This window comes from Dinghuibacter sp. (genome assembly GCF_035492835.1).
Taxonomy (GTDB): domain Bacteria; phylum Bacteroidota; class Bacteroidia; order Chitinophagales; family Chitinophagaceae; genus Dinghuibacter.
Genome location: NZ_DATJIY010000139.1, coordinates 36,170 through 55,544 on the forward strand (window position 1 = coordinate 36,170; position 19,375 = coordinate 55,544).

Here is a 19,375-nt window from a genome sequence, read left to right on the forward strand (position 1 = left end):
CTGTTAAAACCAGACCTCAATGAAAAAAGCACTCGCATTACTAGCCATCGTTCTGGGCATTCATGCCGGGGCCTCCGCCCAAAGCTTCAGCCTGGGGGCCGACCTGGGCGCGAACCTGAGCAAAATCGACGGTACTTCTTTCAGCACGGCCTTTAAGTCGGGTTTCCTCGCCGGGGCCTACGCCCAGATCCGCTTTGGCAAGCACTGGGGCCTCCAGCCGGAAGTCCTGTTCATACAAAGCCAGGCAAAGACCGACTCCAGCTTCCATCAGATATACGGCGGCGTGGTCGCCGATCCAGGCACGCTCAAGGACGTCCACCTGGACTACCTCGGTATCCCGGTCCTGCTGACCTACCGCATCCTCAAAGTCATCGACCTCCAGGCCGGCCCGCAATTCGGGATACTCCTCAACAAGAACCAACACCTCCTCAACAACGGCGAAGACGCCTTTAAAGGCGGCGACGTGACCCTCCTGGCCGGTGCCGAAGTCCACATCTTACGGTTGCGCGTATACGCCCGTTACGGATGGGGTTTGGGGAATATCAACAACATAAGCGCGTCTTCGGCTACGCAGTCGGACACGTGGAAGAACCAGAGTATCCAGCTGGGGCTGGGGATTAATATTCTTTAATTCCCTATTGGGCCATCGCCCTCCCCGCTTCGAAACGGTAGCACCTCGGGCGGGGCGATGGCCCGTTTTTTGGGCCATATATGCTCCGCCCGTTTTTTTTGGGGTGGGTGACATAATGACCAACTATGACTTTAGCCGATTTTTACGCTTCTCCGGAGAATGATATGGAATTCCTGCCGATAATCCCATTGGATGCGGACGGGGAAAAGGACGACGATACAGATGTGCCGGAGCAGCTACCATTGCTGCCGCTGAGGAATACGGTGCTGTTCCCGGGGGTAGTGCTACCGATAACTGTAGGCAGGGATAAGAGCATCAAGGCTGTCAACGACGCCTATAAAACTGACAAATTGGTAGGGGTATTGGCGCAAAAAGACAGTAGCGTAGAAGACCCCGGTACGCAGGACCTGGAAAAAGTCGGGACGGTGGCAAAGGTCATCAAGCTGATCAAGATGCCGGATGGTGGGACGACCGTCATTATCCAGGGGAAGAAGCGTTTTGGCGTCCGGGAATTCCTCCGGGAAGAACCCTACTTCACGGCCCGGGTCAATTTGCTGGAAGAGCCGGCGGCTCCCCAGGACCGGCAGTTCGAGGCGTCCATAGATTCGATCCGCGACCTGGCCAGCCAGATCATCCAGCTGACACCCAATATGCCATCCGAGGCGGCGGTGATCCTGAGGAACATCGAGAACCCCGCTTTTCTGATCCATTTTGTCTCCAGCAACCTCAACAGCGAGTTGTTGGAGAAACAAAAATTGCTGGAAACAAATGATTTAGAGGAGAGGGCGGCGACCCTGCTGAATTACCTCAACCGGGAGCTACAGTTTGCCGAGCTCAAAAATCAGGTGACGAAGAAGACCAAGTCCGAACTCGACAAGCAGCAGCGGGAGTACTTCCTGCAACAGCAGATGAAGAGCATCAAAGAGGAGCTCGGAGGCGACAGCAACGAACGCGAGGTCAAGGAAATGCAGAAGCGGGCGGAAAACAAGAAGTGGCCGCTGTATGCTAAAGAGGCTTTTGACAAGGGCATCGAACGGCTCGAACGGATGCACCCGAGCACGCCCGACTATTCCGTGGTGTTCAACCACCTCGACTTGCTGCTCGACCTTCCCTGGGACGAGCATACCGAAGACGCCTATGACCTGCGCAAGGCCAAGCAGGTGCTCGACGCAGACCACTATGGCATGGCGAAGATCAAGGAACGCATCCTGGAATACCTCGCGGTGCTTAAGTTGAAGGGCGATATGAAGAGCCCGATCCTGTGTTTCGTGGGGCCCCCCGGTATCGGGAAGACCTCCCTGGGACGCAGCATCGCCAGCGCCATCGGCCGTAAATACGTCCGGCTCAGCCTCGGCGGTCTCCACGATGAAAGCGAGATCCGCGGTCACCGAAAAACCTATATCGGCGCCATGCCCGGACGTGTCGTCCAGGCCCTGCGGAAAATCAAGACCTCCAACCCGGTGATGATCCTGGACGAGATCGACAAGATCGGCAAGGACTTCCGGGGCGATCCGTCGAGCGCTTTATTGGAGGTGCTGGACCCCGAACAAAACCACACCTTTTACGATAACTACCTTGAGCTCGAATACGACCTGTCGAAGGTGCTGTTCATCGCCACCGCCAATTCAATGAACGACATCCAACCGGCGCTCCGCGACCGCCTCGAGATCATCGAGCTCAGCGGGTACGCGGTGGAGGAAAAAATCGAGATCGCCCAGCGTCACCTTTTCCCGAAACAAAAGGAAGCCCATGGGTTAAAAGGCCTGCCCGTCAAGGCTGGCGACAAGGTCCTGGAAAAGGTCATCGAAGAATACACCCGGGAATCCGGCGTGCGGGAGCTCGACCGTCAGCTGGCCGCGATCATGCGGTCGCTGGCCATGTCGTTTGCCCTGACCGGGAAGAGCAAGCCGACGCTGTCGAGCGCGGACATCGCCAAAATCCTCGGCAAGCCGCGGTATAACAACGAGCTCTATAAAACAGCCCAGCTCCCCGGCGTGGCCGTGGGTCTTGCCTGGACGTATGTCGGTGGGGACATCTTATTTATCGAGACGCTGCTGAGCGAGGGTAAGGGCGAGCTCAAGCTGACGGGTAACCTCGGAAACGTCATGAAGGAAAGCGCCAGCACCGCCCTCACCTATATCCAGGCCCACGGCAAGAAGTTTAATATTGATCCTGAGTTATTTGCGAAGCGTAACATCCATGTCCACGTACCCGAAGGGGCGGTCCCCAAGGACGGTCCGAGCGCGGGGATCACGATGCTTACGTCCATCGTAAGCGCGTTTACGGGCCAGAAGGTCAAACCCTATCTTGCCATGACCGGAGAAATCACCCTGCGCGGCCAGGTCCTCCCCGTGGGCGGCATCAAAGAAAAAGTGTTGGCCGCTAAGCGGGCTGGAATAAAAGAGTTAATTTTATGTTGGCAGAACGAAAGGGACGTTGCGGATATAAATTCAGAATTCATCGAGGGCATGACCTTTCACTATGTCCGGACAATGCAACAAGTGTTGGAAACAGCGTTGGGATGAGATTTAGCAACCGATTGCATGGAAGGACCGGCGCCCTTTTTGGGGCCGGTCGGTCGCAGGGTGAGTCGCCCATCTGTTGTGGGCCGAGCCGCCCCGGTGACGGACCGTTTAGAAAAAAATAACAAAATAAACCATCTTAATTGGTTTGATTGTTGCTAATATTGTGTAATTCAGAAAATTTTTCATGTTGGTTGTTTTAAGGGTTAAAGAGATTCCCCCATGTCTATGGGGGAATGTTGTTTTCGGCCGGACCCTTCTCTCTTGAAACTTAAGGGTCCGGCCAAAAACATCATATGCGTTGCGACAAAGGGGGGCCCTGCGGCCCCCCTTTGTAATCCCCCCTAACGGGGCGCTCTGCTTTGGGTCGCGTGGGCGGGGGGGTGACTATTACCCGCGGCCTGCGGCGCGGGTTCGCATCGAGGGCGAGGCATTCTGATGCATCGTACATTTTTTGGGGGGCGGGGGGGTGCGCGCGGGGCGCGGGATGATTCTTTATATTTGAAGGGTATGCGGAAGTGGCTGCTTTGGGGAATCGTCTTGTGCGGCGCGGTTGGCGGAGCCGATCGCACTGCGGCGCAGACGTTGGGGGGGCAGGCGGTGTTTACGTTTTTGAATGAGGGGGCGGGGGCGCAGGTGAGCGCGCTCGGGGGGGTGAACGTGTCGAATTCGGGGAACGATGTGACGATGGCTTTTGCGCAGCCGGCGTTGTTGAGGGATTCCATGGGGGGGCAGATGGCGGCGGTTTTTACCGCGGAGCTGGCGGGTGTAAACGATTACCACTGGATGGTGGGGTATCATCACGAGGCTTCGGGGTTGAACTTTGCGCTCGGGGCGATGTTTGTGGACTACGGGACGGTGACCCAGACCGATCCTTCGGGGAATATACTGGGGGATTTCCGGCCGCATGATTATGTAGTCCAGGGGACGGTAGCGGGAGCGTATCTGGACAACTGGCATTACGGTTTCACCATGAAGTTCATCGGCTCGGACCTGGGGCCGTATAGGAGCAGCGGGTTGGCGGCCGACGTCGGGGTGAATTACGAGGTGCCGGAAAAAGGCTGGCAGTTTGGCCTGGTCGCGGCCAACATGGGTACGCAGCTACGGAGCTACGAAGGGGCGGGAAAGGAGGAGCTGCCCTTCGACCTGCGCGCCGGCATTTCGAAACGGCTGCTCCAGGCGCCGCTGCAATTTTCACTGACCTTCCAGCACCTGCATGAATGGAACCTGGAATATTCGGATTCCGCTTTCAATGCCGCGACGGGCGTTACGCCCAAACAGGGTTTTGGCCGGCACCTGCTGGAGCACGTCATCTTTGGGGCGCAACTCTACGCCTCGCGCTATATCGAAGTATCGCTGGGTTACAACTATTTGCTGCGCGAGCAGCTGTCGGTAGCCGGCGCCCCGAACGGGTTGACCGGCGTTTCGTTTGGGGTGGGGCTTTTGCTGCCGCAGGTGACCTTTCGCTATGCTCGCACGTCCTATCAAAGCAATTCCGGGTTTAACCAGGTTGGGGTGGGGGTGCCGCTGGAGCGGTATTTTGGGAGGAAGCGATAGGTGGTCGTATATGACAAAACCCGACGCTAAAGGCGCCGGGTTTTTTATTTGGCGGGAGTGAGGATCTGCCGGAGCTGGTCCACGACGCCGCCGCTGTTGGTGAGCGTGATCTCGCCGATCTTGTCGGCGATCTTTTCGAGGTGCTCCATCTCCTTGAGCTTGTAGAGCATGGGGCTGTCTTCGAGCAGACGCGCGGTGTTCAACAGGCTCCGCGTGCTGGCGGTTTCTTCCCTGCGGAGGATCATGCCGGCCTGGGCCTTTTTTTCAGCAACCAGTACCTGGTTCATGATGTCCTTCACGTCTCCGGGGAGGACGATGTCCCTGATCCCGAAGTTGAGGACGGTGACGCCGAGTTTTTCCGCGTTGTCACGAACGGCTGCCAGGATCACAGGCGCGATGCTGTCCCGTTTTTCCAGCAGATCGTCGAAACCGAGACCGCCGACGTATTCGCGGAGCGCCAGCTGGAAGGCCACGTACAATTGCTTGTCGTATTCCTTGTTGGATAACAGCGCTTTTTCGACGTCGACGACCCGGTACTGCGCCCAGGCGTTTATCCTCAGACCGGCCTTGTCGCGGGTCAGGATTTCCTGGCCGTTGATCTCCAGCTGCTGCTGACGCGTGTCGACTTTACCTACATGGATGGAAACGTCGTTCTTCCACCAGCAGTAGACGCCGCCGGACAGTGTCCGGTCATACCGGCCGTCGACAAAAAGCACCCCTTTTTCGCTGTTTTCCAGGGAGTAGCTACGGACGTAGGGCGCCACCAGCTTGCTCATCAGCGTCATACGGCTGATCGGTTCGGTGACGTCGATCTTGCTGAGGTCCGCGCGAACGAAGCTATAGGCGACCGGTTGCTTCCAGTACGCGTAACGGCCCGGCGTCAGGACCTGGCTCAGCAAGCCATTGGCGTACAACAACACGATTTCGTTGTCCCTGACTTCCACTATGTGGAGCGCTTCTTTGAGCTCCGGGTCTTCCAACAGGATGTTGAGCTCGACCGGGGCGACCAGTGGCTGGGTCCTTTCGTAGATATAGACCTGCATGTCGGACCACAACCAGTAACCACCCTTGGCCAGCATCCGCTGGTAAGTGCCCTTCCGGAACAAAAGGCCTACCTGGTAGGCGTTGATGTTTACCCTTTTCATGGTGTATGGTTTTTAATTTTTACAAAAAACATTTTACAAAAAACATAAAGTCCGGCTCCGCCTGCCATCCGCCGGTTGCGGGGGCCGCAGGAGCTGCCGCGGGGGCATGGTGCGCGCACGCACCGAGCCGCGCGGAAGCGTTTGCAACCCGCAGGCGCCCGGAGGACTGCCGTTTTTCCTTCACACATTCACTCGTCACCCGGCCGGCCTGCGGAGCCGTCTTTAATCGATCGCCATTTGAAGGGAAGCGGCGTACTTCCGTAGAGCCTCGCGGCGTCTGTTGCTCTAACCAACTGAGCTAACCGTGCGTAACGGTAAGGGAGTCGAACCCTCGACACACAGATCCTGTGGTGGGAAGAACATCGCTCGGCAACAGCATACGGCCGGTTACGACCGCCGCACTGCAGGGCCATCGGAGACCCTTGCCCGGGTTGCTTTTTGCGGGTATTAATCCCATCTTCCCGTGAGGGAAGCTCTTATATCTCACTGCACCATCTTGTTGGCGCAGCTCGAGGATGCGAATGCGTCGGGTTTGGCTTTGAATGCAAAGCCCATCCCGAGGATGTACCCCATGGATTCCTTCAGGGCGTCGTTGCTCTTGAAGGACGGGTTGGTGTTGATGTCGGCGTGCACCTCCATGTCCACCCCGTAGAGGGTGAAGAGCCTTGTCAGCCGGTAGGCGAGGTCCACGCTGGACGCGACTTCGGTCAACATCCTCTCCTTGATGCTCATCTTTTTCCGTAAGGTCCGGTCGGCGATGTACATAAATCCCCCCTTACCCTTGCGGATAAAAACGATCACCGTGGCGAAGTCGATGTCGCTACCCTTGACCTGGCTGTCGGTGCCGATGCACACTTTGAGCTCGTGTCCTGCTTGTTTTTCCCGCACCAGTACGCTCCTGATCTCGTCTTCGATCGGGCCTTTGATCCGCGTGCCGTCGAGTTTTCTCCAGTGCTGTGTCTGTTCCATGGTTCCTGTTTTACTTGAATAAAAAAAGCCCGGTCTTTTTGGGACCGGGCTTCGATATGGGGATGGTTAGCTTACGCGTCATTCCAATCGTGCATGCCACGGCCATGGGCTCCGCTGGGGCGAAGTCCCGGGTGTAAGGGCGATATTTATTTTTTTTCGTTCTCGATCCATGCAAATAAAAAACCCCGCATTTTGTGCGGGGCGTATGTTTTAGTGAAGTGTGATATACTTAACTACAGCATGGCGCATGCCCCGCAAAACCGGTACTGGTACGGACCTCCAGGGGCGCGAACCAATTCCGTTTTTGAATATGTATGGACATGTGTAACATGATGTATTGTTTTTTGACAACGCAAAGATGGGATTATTTTTTTGACAATGCCAAACTTTCGCAAAAAAAATTACCAAAGAATCGCGGAAAGCGACCCGACGGCGATGAGCATCCAAACGCTGATGCCCAACAGGAGCGGCCGTCCGCCGGTGGACCGGATGACCTTTGGCGAAAGACTGCTTCCGATAAGAAAGAGGGTAAGCACGAGGCCGTGTTTGGCCAGCGAGAGACAGACGGGCGCCAGGACTCGCGCAAAGGGAACGAAGGTGTTGACGATCACGACGCCGATAAAGATGAAGATAAACCAGGGGATGCGGAGGCGCTGCTGTTGGGCGCCGCTAGTGCTGCGCATCACGATCAGGGTCACCAGGCTGACCGGGATGATCCAGAGTGCCCGGGCCAGCTTGACGGTAGTTGCGATCTCCACGGATTGCGGGCTGTAGCGGCTGGCGGCGCCGATCACGCTGCTGGTGTCGTGGATGGCGATGGCGGCCCATAGACCGAACTGGGTGTCGCTGAGGTGTAACAAGTGACCGATCCAGGGGAAGAGGAAAAGCGCGACCGCGTTCAGGAGAAAGACGGTGCCCATGGAGATCGACATGTCGGACTCTTTTGCGCCGACCAGCGGCGCGATGGCGGCGATGGCGCTGCCACCGCAGATGGCGGTCCCGGCGGAGATAAGATAGGTGGCTTTGCGGCCAAGGTGAAGACGGGCGCCGAACCACAGACCGAAGGCAAGCGCGATGGAAATGGAGGCCACGGTCAGCAGCAGACCCGATCGCCCGGCCTGGATGGCGCTGTGGACGTTGAGGCCAAAGCCGAGACCTACGACGGATACCTGTAACAGATAGTGGGACCAGACCTTGTGTTGGGTGGGATAGGGGTGAGGACCGGCGAGCGCAACGGCAAAGCCGAGCAGGAGGGCGAGGCCGGCGTCCATGAAGGGCAACAGGCAACACGCGGCGGCGGCAAGGAAAAGAAGCTTTCGTATCATAGCGATGACAAAGCTACCGCGGGTTTGAGGGCGGCGCTCATTCGAAAGCGTGATGCGATATAACCGGAAGTTATGGGACGGCCACCGGCCCAGGCCCCGGGTGGCCCATCGCGCGGAGCGCGAACTGCATAAATAGCGCCGGCAATGGCTCCGCCTGCCCCTGCAGGTGCACGAACGATAGCTGCCGCGTGAGCCGGCAATCTTCGATGTCGAGCACGCGCAGCCGGCCGGCGGCGACTTCGGGGGCGACGGTTTTTATCGACAGGATGCTACAGCAATTGGAGGCGTAGAGGTAGCTTTTGATCCCTTCGCTGGTACCTAGGTACAGTTTAACGTCCAGGTCGCGGAGCGTGTAGCCCTGGGCGCGCAGGAATTTTTCGATTACCTCGAGAGTGCCGCTGCCCTTCTCGCGGAGGACAAGTGGCAGACCGGTCAAGGTCTTTAGCGACAAAGGGACCTTTTTGTACAGCCCATGATGGGTGGAAGTGACCAGGACGAGCTCGTCGTCCATAAAGGGCGTATAGCGGAGGGCCTTGTTACGGGAGCTGTTTTCTACGAGCCCCAGGTCGATCTCCCGGGCGAGGACGGCGCCTTCGACGATGCCGCTGTTCTCGTTGATAAGGCTGACGCGGACGTCCGGGAAACGCCGGTTGAACTGCGCCAGGGTAGGCGGGAGGACGTATTGGGCAATGGTGGTGCTGGCGCCGAGCCGGAGCCGGCCGGACAGCTGTTGCTTGAGGGTTCCCAGGTCGAATTCGATCCCCCGGTAGGCGTCGAAAATCCGTTCGGCATACTGACGGACGACTTCGCCGGCTTCGGTGAGGCGTATGGTCTGTCCCTTTCGCTCGAACAGGGGGAGGCCCCATTGGGTCTCGAGCTCCCGGATGTGTTTGGTGACGGCGGGCTGGGTGATGTACAAGGCCTCGGCTGCCTTGGTGAAGCTGCCCAGGGTGGCGACGCTGTAGAAGACCTGAAGCCGGAAATCGGACATGGGCGGTTTTTACATTTGCAGTTGACGCCGGTACAATTGGATCGTGTTTTCCAAACCCAAATACAGCGCATCGCTGATCAGAGCGTGCCCGATGGATACTTCCTCGAGCCCCGGGACCTCTTTGGCGAACCAGTGTAGGTTGTGGAGATCCAGGTCGTGGCCGGCATTGAGACCGAGGCCCAGCTCCAGGGCGCGGCGGGCGGCGGCGGCAAAGGGAGCCACGGCGGCGGCCTTGTCTTCGTGGTAGCGATGGGCGTATTCGGCGGTATAGAGCTCGATACGGTCCGTGCCGGTTTCGGCGGCGCCCTCGACCATCGCGACGACCGGGTCGACAAAGATGGAGGTGCGGATACCGGCGTCCCTGAAGACCTTTATCACGCCGACCAGGTAGTTCCGGTGCCGGATGGTGTCCCAGCCATGGTCGGAGGTGAGCTGGCCTTCGGCGTCGGGGACGAGGGTCACCTGGGCGGGTCGGACCTCGAGGACGAGGTCGATGAATTTTTGCTCGGCGCAGTTGCCTTCTATATTGAATTCCGTGGTCAGGACGTCTTTCAGCGCACGCACGTCGGCGTAGCGGATATGACGCTCGTCGGGGCGGGGGTGGACGGTGATGCCTTCGGCCCCGAAGCGCTCGCAGTCGAGGGCGGCCTTGATCAGATCGGGATTATTGCCGCCCCGGCTGTTGCGGAGGGTGGCGATCTTGTTGATATTGACGGAGAGCCTGGTCATGGCGCAAAGGTCTTAATTCACGAGCAGATAATGGCATACCAGGCCGGTTAAAATGGAGGCGCTGAAACTCATGAGGGTCCCGATGAGGATGTATTCGGTTTCGGCCCGGCTGTCAGCGCCTTTTATTTCGCCAAAGCGCAGGATCGATTTGGCGGCGATCAGGAAGCCAATCCCCTCGTAGTGCCCCACCAGGATAAAGGTGAGCACGAGCAGCCGCTCAAAAATGCCAATCCAGCGGCCGGCCTCGCCCATGCTGCTGCTATGGTTGGGGATCATGTCCCTCCAGCGTCGGGTCAGGTAGCCCAGCAGGAGGGCGCAGGGCCATATAGTGAAAATGTAGGCGGAAAGCACGAGCCAGAAGGAGGGGGTTTCGACGATAGTCCGGACCCGCGACATCAGCTCGTCACGCAGGGGCGGCTGGAAGTACCACCAGAGGCCAACCAGGACGAGTATGTGGAGGGCCTGGTCGATCAGGAAGTAGAAGAGGGTGTCCTTCCGGTAGAGTTTCCAAAGGTCGATGACGAAATGGCTGACGCCCACGGCCAGGGGAAGGGGCCAGCAGGTCCACCAGCCGGTGAAGAGATAGATCAAAAAAGCGTGGATACCCACATGCAGATACAGGTAGCCTGACCGGGCTTTGTAGAGTCGCTTGTGCTCCACCATTTTCCTGGACTGGAACGTAAAATCACCCAGCAGGTGCGCGCAGATCCATTTAAAAAAGAGTACCATGTATGGAAGGTACAAATCTTTCCAGGATAGCCTCCATTACGGGCCAGCCTACCGCCTGGAGGCGTTGCTGGACGGCAGGTTGTTTGATGTGGAGCCGTCGGGCGGTCTCCTCCTGGGTCAACCCCTCCAGTTGCCCCAGCACGGCCTCGGCCTGGGGACGCGTCCAACGCTCCAGGAGATAGTCCAACGATAGGGCGTGGACGTTCCATTCCTGGTTGAAGGAGTCCGAAGGACCGACGATGGCGAGGCGCCGGTTTTTCTTTTTGAGTTCGTCCAGGGCGGGGCCGGATCGCTGGAAGGCGCTTCCGTCGGAAGTGACGATGCTACCGCTATCGAAGGAGACCGTCCCCAGTCCAAGGGAGATTCGGACACCGTATTGTTGAAGATGAAGTTCAGTATAGATAAACATCAGGGCCTTGAGCGATGCTTCGGGCCGGTCTGTGATGATAGCCTGGAAGCTGTCCCCCCGGTATTGTTCCGCCTCGAAGGAAGGTATAATGTGCCGTAGCCTGCCGAATACGCCGTAAAGAGCGTCGGGCAGCTGCTCCCGCACTTCCATCCCCAAGTGGGAGGATTGGACGATATCTCCGGTCAGAACGGCGGCCTTGGTTTCCATTTTTGTAACAAATATAAGGTTATAAGCTTATAATGAGTCAATATAAGGCTGTGATCTTATAAATAGCAAATATAAGGCTATGGCCTTATAATTTGGATGTGCAGTAGAATAAACAGAATAATCGGATATTGCATCAAAGTTTAGTAAATTAACTGCATGCCATCTCTTATCCCACACCAGGACGACGCTGCGCTCTGGCTGCTGATGAAGCAGGGGAAAGAGGATGCTTTTGAAGCGCTCTACCGGAAATACGTAGGAGACCTGTTACACTACGGCGAAAAAATGGGGATGGGTGAAGACGCCCTGAAAGACATAGTACAAGACCTGTTCATCGAGATCTGGCGGTCCAGGGAGCGCCTGAGCGTAACGGACAGCGTAAAGTTCTATCTCTTCAAGGCCTTGAGGTATAAGATGATCCGTTATCATCAGCAAACCGCCAGCGCCGTCCCGATCGACGGGGCCAACCCTTGGGAAGAATCGGTGGAGAGCCGGCTGCTCAACGAGGAGCAGGAACACCTTACCGCCCGATACCTGCACGAGGCGATCGAAAAACTCCCCAAACGCCAGCAGGAAATCATTCACCTCCGGTTTTTCCAGGGTTTTTCCAACCAGGAGATCGCGTCCCTGATGAACCTTCAATACCAGTCGGCCGCCAACCTCATCCACCGCAGCCTGCAAACCATCCGGCAATATATCCGGGAGCCCATCCTTCCGATCATATGGGCTGTTTTTGTGGCCCTTCTGGGCCACAGTTAAAAAAAACTTAAAAAAAGTCCGTCACAAACGAGTATAAGCCGTGCGGCCTCGTCATATATAAGTATATGCATGAGAAAGACTGCTGGTCACTGCTCGAAAACGAGACCTTCGTCCATTGGGTGCTGCATCCCAATGCGATCTCCGACCGCCACTGGAAGGCGTGGGTCGGTAACGACCAGGACCGGGCGCGAACGGTAGCCCAGGCCAGGGACATCCTGAGCCGTCTCCAGCGGTCCTCCTCACTCACCGGCCGTTCAGCCCTGCGCCGGGAAATGATCACCGAGGACATTTGGAAAAGCGTGCAAGCGGAAATGCAGGCTGAGGCCGTCAACCGGCTCTTCCAGTCCAAGGCCCGCTCCCCCTGGTGGGCGGTCGCGGCGACACTTACGGTACTCGTGGTTTCCGCCGGGCTCCTTTGGTACGCCGGCCAGCGGTCCAAATCCGACAACCCGGTTGCCCCGGCGATCGCCAACCTTGCGCCTTCGGGCAATTCCATATTGACCTACAACAACACTACCGGAAAACCCCAACGGGTATACCTCGTGGATGGCAGTGTCATTACCCTGGAGCCCGGGAGCACCCTGTCATATGCACGCTTTTTAAGCCCGATGAGCAGAGAAGTGACGCTGGAAGGGAATGCGTTCTTCGACATCGCCCGGGATGCCCGCCGTCCATTCCTGGTGCACTCCGGAGGCCTCGTTACACGAGTGCTTGGCACCAGCTTCCGGGTAATCGATAACCCGGAACAGGAAGATGAGCATGTAGTCGTGCGGACCGGCAAGGTATCCGTGTACAAACAAGAGGACTTCGACAACGGCCAGCCGGCCTTTTGCGTGCTCCTGCCCCACCAGGAGGCGGTTTTCCATAAGAAGGGAAACAGCCTTTCCTTCCAGTCCAAAGCGGACGAGCAATTGATACCACCGGTAGAAAAGACCGAACCCCTCGTCTTTGACGACATACCGGTCACGGACATCCTGCAGAAATTAGAAGAACGGTATCATATTCATATACAATACAACAAGGAAAGCCTAAGTGCTTGCCGCCTCACGACCTCGCTGGAGGAAGAGACGTTGGACGACAAATTATCCATTATCTGCGTGGCCATCAATGCCAGCTACCACACCGAAGGCGACTCCATTATCGTCGAAGGCGGTCACTGCGCACCATAAACCAAAACGTAATCAAAATCGAGTTGCTTATGCCTGTCTATCCAAATTCATCCCCTTAGTATACCCCAAAAAAAACTGATGGCGGAAACCGCCACCAGGTTTTGACTCTCCTTATGCCCGACAGATTGGACCCCGGAAGGCATAAACAGGAGAGAAGGTCATTGTATTTCCTATTTGTCACTACAACAACCTGATTAAAGTTATGAACAATTGTACAAAGTACCACCTAACATGTAGATTGCTTATGAGAATGAGTCTGTTTCAATTGCTGCTGGTGGGAGGTTTCGCCCTGAGTGCATCCGCGGGGAGTGGGCAGGGTATCCTCGAGCGCCGGATATCGCTTTCCGAAACGGGGCAGACGCTCAAAAGAGTGCTCCATAATATCGAACAGGCCGCGGGAGTGAAGTTCACCTACGACAGCCGGTTGGTGGCCGGCCAGGGGCGTGTGGACGTAGAAGCCAAAAATGAAGACCTCAAGAATGTGCTGAACGGGCTGTTGAATCCGTTGAGTATCCGTTATGAGGTAGTAAACGACCAAATAATATTGAAAAAAGTGGAGGTGCGGGCGCCATATGATCCATCCGTATTCCAAAAACCGCTTTTGAAAGGGATCGTCACCGATAAGAACGGGGCGCCGGTAGCGGGGGCCAACGTCATGGTCCAGGGGACAAAGCGCGGAACCGTAACGGATGTGCAAGGTCGCTTTGAAATCGACGCCAAGGAAGGGGATGTCCTGATCATTTCGGAAGTGGGTTATGCCAACGCCAAGACTATAGTCGGGAAAGAGACGGAAATCGCGGTTAAAATGGAAGAAGGCAAAAGCGAGATTGGCGAAGTCGTTGTGACCGCCCTCGGTATCAAACGCAGCACGCGATCCATTGGTTTTTCCGAGGAGCAGATCGGCGGCGGGGAGTTGACCAAGTCCAATGCGCCTAATGTCGTTAACGCCTTGGAAGGCAAAATGGCCGGCGTCAATATTACCCAGTCCAATGGGGTTGACGGCGGCAGCACCAGGATCATTATTGGAGGGAACAACTCCATCAATGGAGACAACCAGCCGCTGATCGTCGTCGACGGTATGCCCATGGACAATTCTTTCAGTTCTGCCGCGGACGATGTCACCCAGCCGAAAGACTGGGGTAGTGCGATCAACCTCATGAACCCCGAAGACATCGAGGATATGTCGGTGCTGAAGGGGCCCGCTGCCGCTGCGCTTTATGGTGGTCGCGGAGCCAATGGTGTAATTCTAATTACGACCAAAAAGGGAACCCGCCGCCAAGGTCTGGGTGTCGATTATAATTTTACCGGGAAGGTCGTCCAGCCCTATCGGTATATCAAGATGCAGAATGAATACGGGGCCGGCGGCATGGTGTCGCTCAACGCCCCCCAGTATCAAACCGACGGCAGCGGAAATCCCATCCTTACCGACGGATGGACCCAGTTGTTCGTCGATCAGAAGACCGGCACCGGTCCCTATGGCATCGATACCTGGAACCAGGTCAGCTGGCCGGGTACCGGCGTGTCCTGGGGTCACAAAATGGACGGCACGATGATCAAGTGGTGGGATGGTGTCGAGCGGCCGGACAATCCCCAGCCGAATAATATCAAAGAATACTATCGCAACGGCTACCAGACGACACACAACGTCTCCGTCTCCGGGGGTAACGAATTCGGAACGCTACGCGCGTCGTACACCCGCCTGGACAATACCTCCATCATCCCCAATTCCGGCTACAATCAAAATACGTTTAACCTCGGAGCAACCGCCAAGCTCACACAAAAGGTCAATGTGGTGTTCAACGTGGCGTACATCACCAATATGTACCACAACGCGCCGCAGTTGGGTAACAACGAGGCAGGCAGCTACCAGTCCAACCTGATTTACGCCTACGGACGCGATTACCGCGGGAAGGCGGACAACGGCAACTATCAGCTGCCGGATGGCTCGCAGAATAAGTATACCGTAAATGGTGTGGAAATCCCATGGTTTGGAAACGGGAGTGCCCAATATGTATACTGGAACACGTATATGAACAATGAATGGGTGACCAGGAACAAGCTCATCGGGACTGCCCAGGTCAATTACGATGCAACCAGCTTCCTGAATTTCATGTTCAGGGCTTCGATCGACGCGAATAACAACCAGGATGAGACGATCAATGCGGCGACGGACCCTACGGGTACGCTCGGGGGCACCTACGCAAACGGCCTGACGAGAGACGTAGCCAGCAACTACGATTGGCTGGTTACCTTGCATAAGGATAACATCCGCTCGTCCGGGCTGAACGCCAAATTCTCCGTAGGTGGAACGGCCTATAAGCGCTCGTTGTACGGTATCTCCGGTACCACCAATGGTCGTCAATACGACTACAGCGGGCTGTCTTTCCTGGGGAACTATATCGGTACGACGCAACCGGGCCAGATTCCGTCGGAGCAATGGCTGGACAAAAAATTGAACTCTTTGTACGGCTTCCTCAACCTTTCCTATAAGAGCTACCTTTACCTGGATATAACCGCACGGAACGACTGGTCTTCGACGCTTCCGTCCAATGACTGGTCCTATTTCTTCCCTTCGGCGTCGGCCAGCTGGATATTTACTGACGCCCTCAACTGGCATCCGTCGTGGCTGAGCTTCGGGAAACTGCGGGCCGCATGGGCGCAAGGCGCCTTGGACGTAGCGCCTTACCAGATCAACCAGACGTTCACCAGCGGCACATTCGCGGGCGCGCCGACCACCAGCCTTCCGCAGTCCATACCGGCTGTTAATTATAAGCCGCAAGTCAACACTACGGCGGATTTCGGCGTGGTATTGGGCGCCCTGGATAACCGCATCAATTTAGATGTACGTTATTACCATGGCAAATCCGTAGACCAGGTTTTGCCGGTATCCATACCGCAATCGTCGGGGGCGACCAGTACCGTCATCAGTACCGGGGCGTTGCAAAACTCCGGCATAGAAGCCATCGTTCGCGCTACCCCTGTCAAGACCAGGCACTTCACCTGGGATATCAGCGTCAACATGTCGAAGAACTTCAACAAACTGTTGTACCTGACGAGCGGGGTCGACCGTTACGACATGAATAACATCTGGGGCGCCAGTGGAACCTATATCTCCGCCGTTGTAGGCAAGGAATTCGGCGCCATCATGGGGTATGACTATGTCTATGATCCCAAATCGCACCAACGTTTGCTGCAGAGCGCGCAAGATATACAAGCCAACTATCCTTACGTGGACGCTGCGACAGCTCAGCAGATGAAAGGGACGCTTTACCAGGCGACGTCCTCGATCGTACCGATCGGCAATGCCCAGCCTAAGTGGAGGGGAGGCATGACCAATACCTTCACCTTCGGTGGCGGTTTCTCGATCAGTACCTTGATCGATTGGAAGATCGGTGGTCAAATGTGGTCCGGTACCTATGCCTCGATGATGCAGCAAGGTCTGGCGCCGGAGACTTTGAAGGAACGTGATGGCGGTGGCCTGGCTTATACCACACCCGACGGCACTGCCACCAAGTGGGGCGTCATCCTGCCGGGTTACTACAGCGACGGTACGCAGAACACGACCGTAGTACACTACTATTACAAATACATGCAATATGGTGTTTGGAGCAGCGGTCCCAACAACAGCCAGTGGGTCCACAGCACGGGGGTACTCAACGACACCTGGTACAAGTTCCGGGAACTGTCCGTCAGCTACGCCATCCCAAGCCGGATCGTCCGCCGGACTCATGCCTTCCAGGGAGCCACGGTTTCGCTGGTTGGTCGCGACCTTTTCTATATCTACAGTTCGTTGCCGGACCGTATCAACCCTGAAGGGATGAACGGCGCGGGTAATGCTCAAGGTATCGAATTCGCTTCACTGCCCGGTACCCGTTCTTTCGGCGCTCAGGTAAGATTGTCCTTCTAACACAAAACAAATTGCAAGATGACTCAGAAGATAAAAATATCGATATACCTGATGGTCGGTTTCGGATTGTTGTCCGCCTGTACGAAAAAGTTCACGGAGCTCAACACCACGCACAACGCCACCACGGTGACATCCATACCGCCCTTGATGAACTCGGTGATCGGTACCCTGGTGCTGAACTGGACCGAACAGGCGTCTATGCATAACGACTATTACTACGAATGTACCCAGCTGGCCGCCGAAACGAGTGTGTCGGGCTATGTGCTGGAAAATGGCATCAATGGTATCTGGGCCGATTATTATTCCGCGTTGCAAAATATGCGGCTGATCCAGCAGTATATAAATGCAAAACCGGATCAACAGGCGGAAAGTAATGTCCAGGCCATTTTATACATCCTACGGGCGTATAAGACGTTCCGGATCACCGACCAATTTGGCGACATTCCATATTTTAAGGCGGGATATGCCTACTTGAATGATGCAGCAGATTATCATCCGGCCTATGACGCCCAACAGGTGATCTATGATTCCTTAATGACGGACCTGACCTGGGCTGTCAAGAATATCAATACAAATACCAGCCCAATGACCTCCGCGGGCAATCACTACGATTCGCTGGGGATTTATGACACTTTTTTTGGCGGTGACATGAGCATGTGGTTGAAATTTGCCAATTCACTGCGGTTGCGCTATGCGATGCAGATGGTGGAAAAGGATCCGGCCACGGCGACGCCGATCATCGCGGACGCCATTTCCGGCAGCGCGCCACTGATCGGCGCGGGCGAGGACGTGGGCATCTGGCCAACCAGACTGGGTGGCCTCGATCTGGCGGGCAGATGGTGGAGTTTTTCTTCGGGCGGTACCGGTTTTGTCCGTATCAGCAGTACCATGTGGAATCTGGTGGCGGACGGGACCAATCCTTCCCAGATCTTCGATCCCCGTGCCTGGCTGTTTACAGAAACGAACGGCTCCGGGAAGTTTAACCCTTATACCATAGGGGTAAGCACGGGGGATGCCGTGAACGCCTACCAGTCTGCGACCGACTCATCCTTGAAGAATAATTGTATTTATTCGCCGTTCAATTGGTTCCTGGTCAGGGACGAGTACTATATTCCGGAGGTTATAATGTCCGAAGCCGAAGTGCATTTCCTCAAAGCGGAAGCCTATGCCCGCGGCCTGGGTGTTACGCAAAGCCTGACCACAGCCAATACCGAATATCAGGCAGGTATTACCTCCTCTGTCAATTTCTGGTATAACGTCGCGGACAATACCAATAATACAACGGCTCAATGGGCGCCAGTAGCGCCACCGACGCCCGGCACTACCCAAATGAACACCCTGCTGGCTAATCCGAAGGTAGCGTTCACCGGGTCGGCGAGCGACGCGGTGGCGAAGATATATGCCCAGGAATGGCTGAGCTTTTTCCGCCAACCCTGGCTGGCCTACAATCTTTGGCGGCGTACCAGCAATACGCCGATGGACCCGGCGGCCCAACCGTCTGCGGCGCTCGCGAATTTCTTCCGGTTGACGTATCCGCAGGACGAAAGCGTGAACAATAAGGATAATTTTGAGGCGCAGCTTACCAAAATGGGTGGCCAAAACATCTCCACCACCAAGGTCTGGTGGCAGCCATAAACATTTCTCAGTTGGTTCAGGTTTTGATACTGCCGCTCCCTCCGGGGGGCGGCATTTTTATATACTATTTTTCGTGTTTTTTCGTTAATAGAGTCTCTATGAAGAAACTGACTCTACCTCTCCTGGCGCTGCTCTGCGCCTGTTCCAAAAAAAGCGCGCCTCCGGGGCCCGCGGGCTCCACCGACAGCGCCACCGTGACCGTCATCAACGGCTATGGCGGTGGCACCTACAAGATCGGCGACACCGTTAACGTGTGGTCCACTGCCAATCCAGCGGACAGCGTGTTTGGCGCGTGGACCGGGTACGGCGCATTGTTGGAAAACGCCGGCGAGTGGCACAACAGCTTTGTCATGCCTTCGACCAACGTGACGCTGACTGCCACCAAGGCGTCGCTGGTCTCCTTTTCGCTCAAGTATGAGCAAATCCGGGGGGTGAACATCCTCAAGAACGTGTACTACTATTTTCCGGCAAGCCAAAAGGGGATCGTGTATCTCTGTCATGGTACCGGCGGCAGCGCGAAAAACCTCGTCAACAACTTCGAGTGGCAGGAAATGATCGACGACCTGGTGAATGTGGGATACGCGGTGGTGGTGACGGAGGCGGAGGAGGTGTCGCTCAACCAGGACCTCAACGGGGATGGAACGATCCGCTGGGAGCTGTTGCCGGTCGATACGCTCACCAATATCGACTATGG

At 56.2% G+C, this 19,375-nt stretch carries 15 protein-coding genes; 8 read left to right on the forward strand and 7 right to left on the reverse strand.

Annotated elements, in window-relative coordinates:
- Positions 1-19: 19 nt before the first annotated feature.
- From VL547_RS13000 to porQ, 3 genes are all read left to right on the forward strand, one after another.
- Positions 20-631: a porin family protein gene (locus VL547_RS13000; RefSeq protein ID WP_325578396.1), complete on the forward strand. Its 612-nt coding sequence runs from the start codon at positions 20-22 to the stop codon at positions 629-631.
- Positions 632-756: 125 nt separating this feature from the next.
- On the forward strand, positions 757-3,156 hold the full coding sequence (gene lon, locus VL547_RS13005; RefSeq protein WP_325578398.1) for an endopeptidase La: 2,400 nt from the start codon (positions 757-759) through the stop codon (positions 3,154-3,156).
- A 507-nt stretch (positions 3,157-3,663) separates the two neighbouring features.
- Entirely contained in the window at positions 3,664-4,710 is a 1,047-nt protein-coding gene (gene porQ / locus VL547_RS13010) for a type IX secretion system protein PorQ (protein ID WP_325578400.1), read from the forward strand.
- A 44-nt stretch (positions 4,711-4,754) separates the two neighbouring features.
- Here the strand turns inward: porQ and VL547_RS13015 are convergent, their stop codons facing one another.
- The 7 genes from VL547_RS13015 to VL547_RS13045 form a co-directional block, all read right to left on the reverse strand.
- Complete coding sequence (locus tag VL547_RS13015; protein ID WP_325578402.1) at positions 4,755-5,855, reverse strand: slipin family protein; 1,101 nt, start codon at positions 5,853-5,855, stop codon at positions 4,755-4,757.
- A 483-nt stretch (positions 5,856-6,338) separates the two neighbouring features.
- On the reverse strand, positions 6,339-6,824 hold the full coding sequence (locus VL547_RS13020; RefSeq protein ID WP_325578404.1) for a ribonuclease H-like YkuK family protein: 486 nt from the start codon (positions 6,822-6,824) through the stop codon (positions 6,339-6,341).
- A gap of 401 nt (positions 6,825-7,225) precedes the next feature.
- Positions 7,226-8,149 (reverse strand): YeiH family protein, encoded by a 924-nt coding sequence (locus tag VL547_RS13025; protein ID WP_325578406.1) that lies wholly within the window; start codon positions 8,147-8,149, stop codon positions 7,226-7,228.
- 70 nt (positions 8,150-8,219) lie between these two features.
- Positions 8,220-9,140, reverse strand: a complete 921-nt coding sequence (locus tag VL547_RS13030; RefSeq protein WP_325578408.1) for a LysR family transcriptional regulator — start codon at positions 9,138-9,140, stop codon at positions 8,220-8,222.
- Positions 9,141-9,149: 9 nt separating this feature from the next.
- A complete protein-coding gene (locus VL547_RS13035; RefSeq protein WP_325578410.1) occupies positions 9,150-9,869 on the reverse strand; it encodes a pyridoxine 5'-phosphate synthase in 720 nt (239 codons plus the stop codon).
- A 12-nt stretch (positions 9,870-9,881) separates the two neighbouring features.
- The gene (locus VL547_RS13040) at positions 9,882-10,598 is read right to left on the reverse strand and encodes a DUF3307 domain-containing protein (protein WP_325578412.1); all 717 of its coding nucleotides are present in this window, start codon (positions 10,596-10,598) and stop codon (positions 9,882-9,884) included.
- Positions 10,582-11,214 (reverse strand): hypothetical protein, encoded by a 633-nt coding sequence (locus VL547_RS13045; protein ID WP_325578414.1) that lies wholly within the window; start codon positions 11,212-11,214, stop codon positions 10,582-10,584. Before VL547_RS13045 ends, VL547_RS13040 begins: the two co-directional genes overlap by 17 nt.
- Before the next feature lie 156 nt (positions 11,215-11,370).
- Between VL547_RS13045 and VL547_RS13050 the strand changes: the two genes are divergently transcribed.
- The 5 genes from VL547_RS13050 to VL547_RS13070 form a co-directional block, all read left to right on the forward strand.
- Complete coding sequence (locus VL547_RS13050) at positions 11,371-11,970, forward strand: sigma-70 family RNA polymerase sigma factor (protein WP_325578416.1); 600 nt, start codon at positions 11,371-11,373, stop codon at positions 11,968-11,970.
- 65 nt (positions 11,971-12,035) lie between these two features.
- Positions 12,036-13,139: a FecR family protein gene (locus tag VL547_RS13055; protein ID WP_325578418.1), complete on the forward strand. Its 1,104-nt coding sequence runs from the start codon at positions 12,036-12,038 to the stop codon at positions 13,137-13,139.
- A gap of 244 nt (positions 13,140-13,383) precedes the next feature.
- The gene (locus VL547_RS13060) at positions 13,384-17,046 is read left to right on the forward strand and encodes a SusC/RagA family TonB-linked outer membrane protein (RefSeq protein WP_325578420.1); all 3,663 of its coding nucleotides are present in this window, start codon (positions 13,384-13,386) and stop codon (positions 17,044-17,046) included.
- A gap of 18 nt (positions 17,047-17,064) precedes the next feature.
- Complete coding sequence (locus tag VL547_RS13065; protein ID WP_325578424.1) at positions 17,065-18,681, forward strand: SusD/RagB family nutrient-binding outer membrane lipoprotein; 1,617 nt, start codon at positions 17,065-17,067, stop codon at positions 18,679-18,681.
- A 98-nt stretch (positions 18,682-18,779) separates the two neighbouring features.
- Positions 18,780-19,375, forward strand: a 596-nt coding sequence (locus VL547_RS13070; protein ID WP_325578426.1) for a hypothetical protein, incomplete at its 3' end; no start/stop codon positions are given.

Excerpts from the sequence above, each read along its gene's own strand:
- VL547_RS13045 (WP_325578414.1), bottom strand. The coding sequence starts at position 11,214 with ATGGAAACCAAGGCCGCCGTTCTGACCGGAGATATCGTCCAATCCTCC.
- VL547_RS13035 (WP_325578410.1), bottom strand. The coding sequence starts at position 9,869 with ATGACCAGGCTCTCCGTCAATATCAACAAGATCGCCACCCTCCGCAAC.
- porQ (WP_325578400.1), top strand. The coding sequence starts at position 3,664 with ATGCGGAAGTGGCTGCTTTGGGGAATCGTCTTGTGCGGCGCGGTTGGC.
- lon (WP_325578398.1), top strand. The coding sequence starts at position 757 with ATGACTTTAGCCGATTTTTACGCTTCTCCGGAGAATGATATGGAATTC.
- VL547_RS13055 (WP_325578418.1), top strand. The coding sequence starts at position 12,036 with ATGCATGAGAAAGACTGCTGGTCACTGCTCGAAAACGAGACCTTCGTC.
- VL547_RS13065 (WP_325578424.1), top strand. The coding sequence starts at position 17,065 with ATGACTCAGAAGATAAAAATATCGATATACCTGATGGTCGGTTTCGGA.
- VL547_RS13015 (WP_325578402.1), bottom strand. The coding sequence starts at position 5,855 with ATGAAAAGGGTAAACATCAACGCCTACCAGGTAGGCCTTTTGTTCCGG.
- VL547_RS13060 (WP_325578420.1), top strand. The coding sequence starts at position 13,384 with ATGAGAATGAGTCTGTTTCAATTGCTGCTGGTGGGAGGTTTCGCCCTG.
- VL547_RS13030 (WP_325578408.1), bottom strand. The coding sequence starts at position 9,140 with ATGTCCGATTTCCGGCTTCAGGTCTTCTACAGCGTCGCCACCCTGGGC.
- VL547_RS13040 (WP_325578412.1), bottom strand. The coding sequence starts at position 10,598 with ATGGTACTCTTTTTTAAATGGATCTGCGCGCACCTGCTGGGTGATTTT.
- VL547_RS13000 (WP_325578396.1), top strand. The coding sequence starts at position 20 with ATGAAAAAAGCACTCGCATTACTAGCCATCGTTCTGGGCATTCATGCC.
- VL547_RS13050 (WP_325578416.1), top strand. The coding sequence starts at position 11,371 with ATGCCATCTCTTATCCCACACCAGGACGACGCTGCGCTCTGGCTGCTG.
- VL547_RS13020 (WP_325578404.1), bottom strand. The coding sequence starts at position 6,824 with ATGGAACAGACACAGCACTGGAGAAAACTCGACGGCACGCGGATCAAA.
- VL547_RS13025 (WP_325578406.1), bottom strand. The coding sequence starts at position 8,149 with ATGATACGAAAGCTTCTTTTCCTTGCCGCCGCCGCGTGTTGCCTGTTG.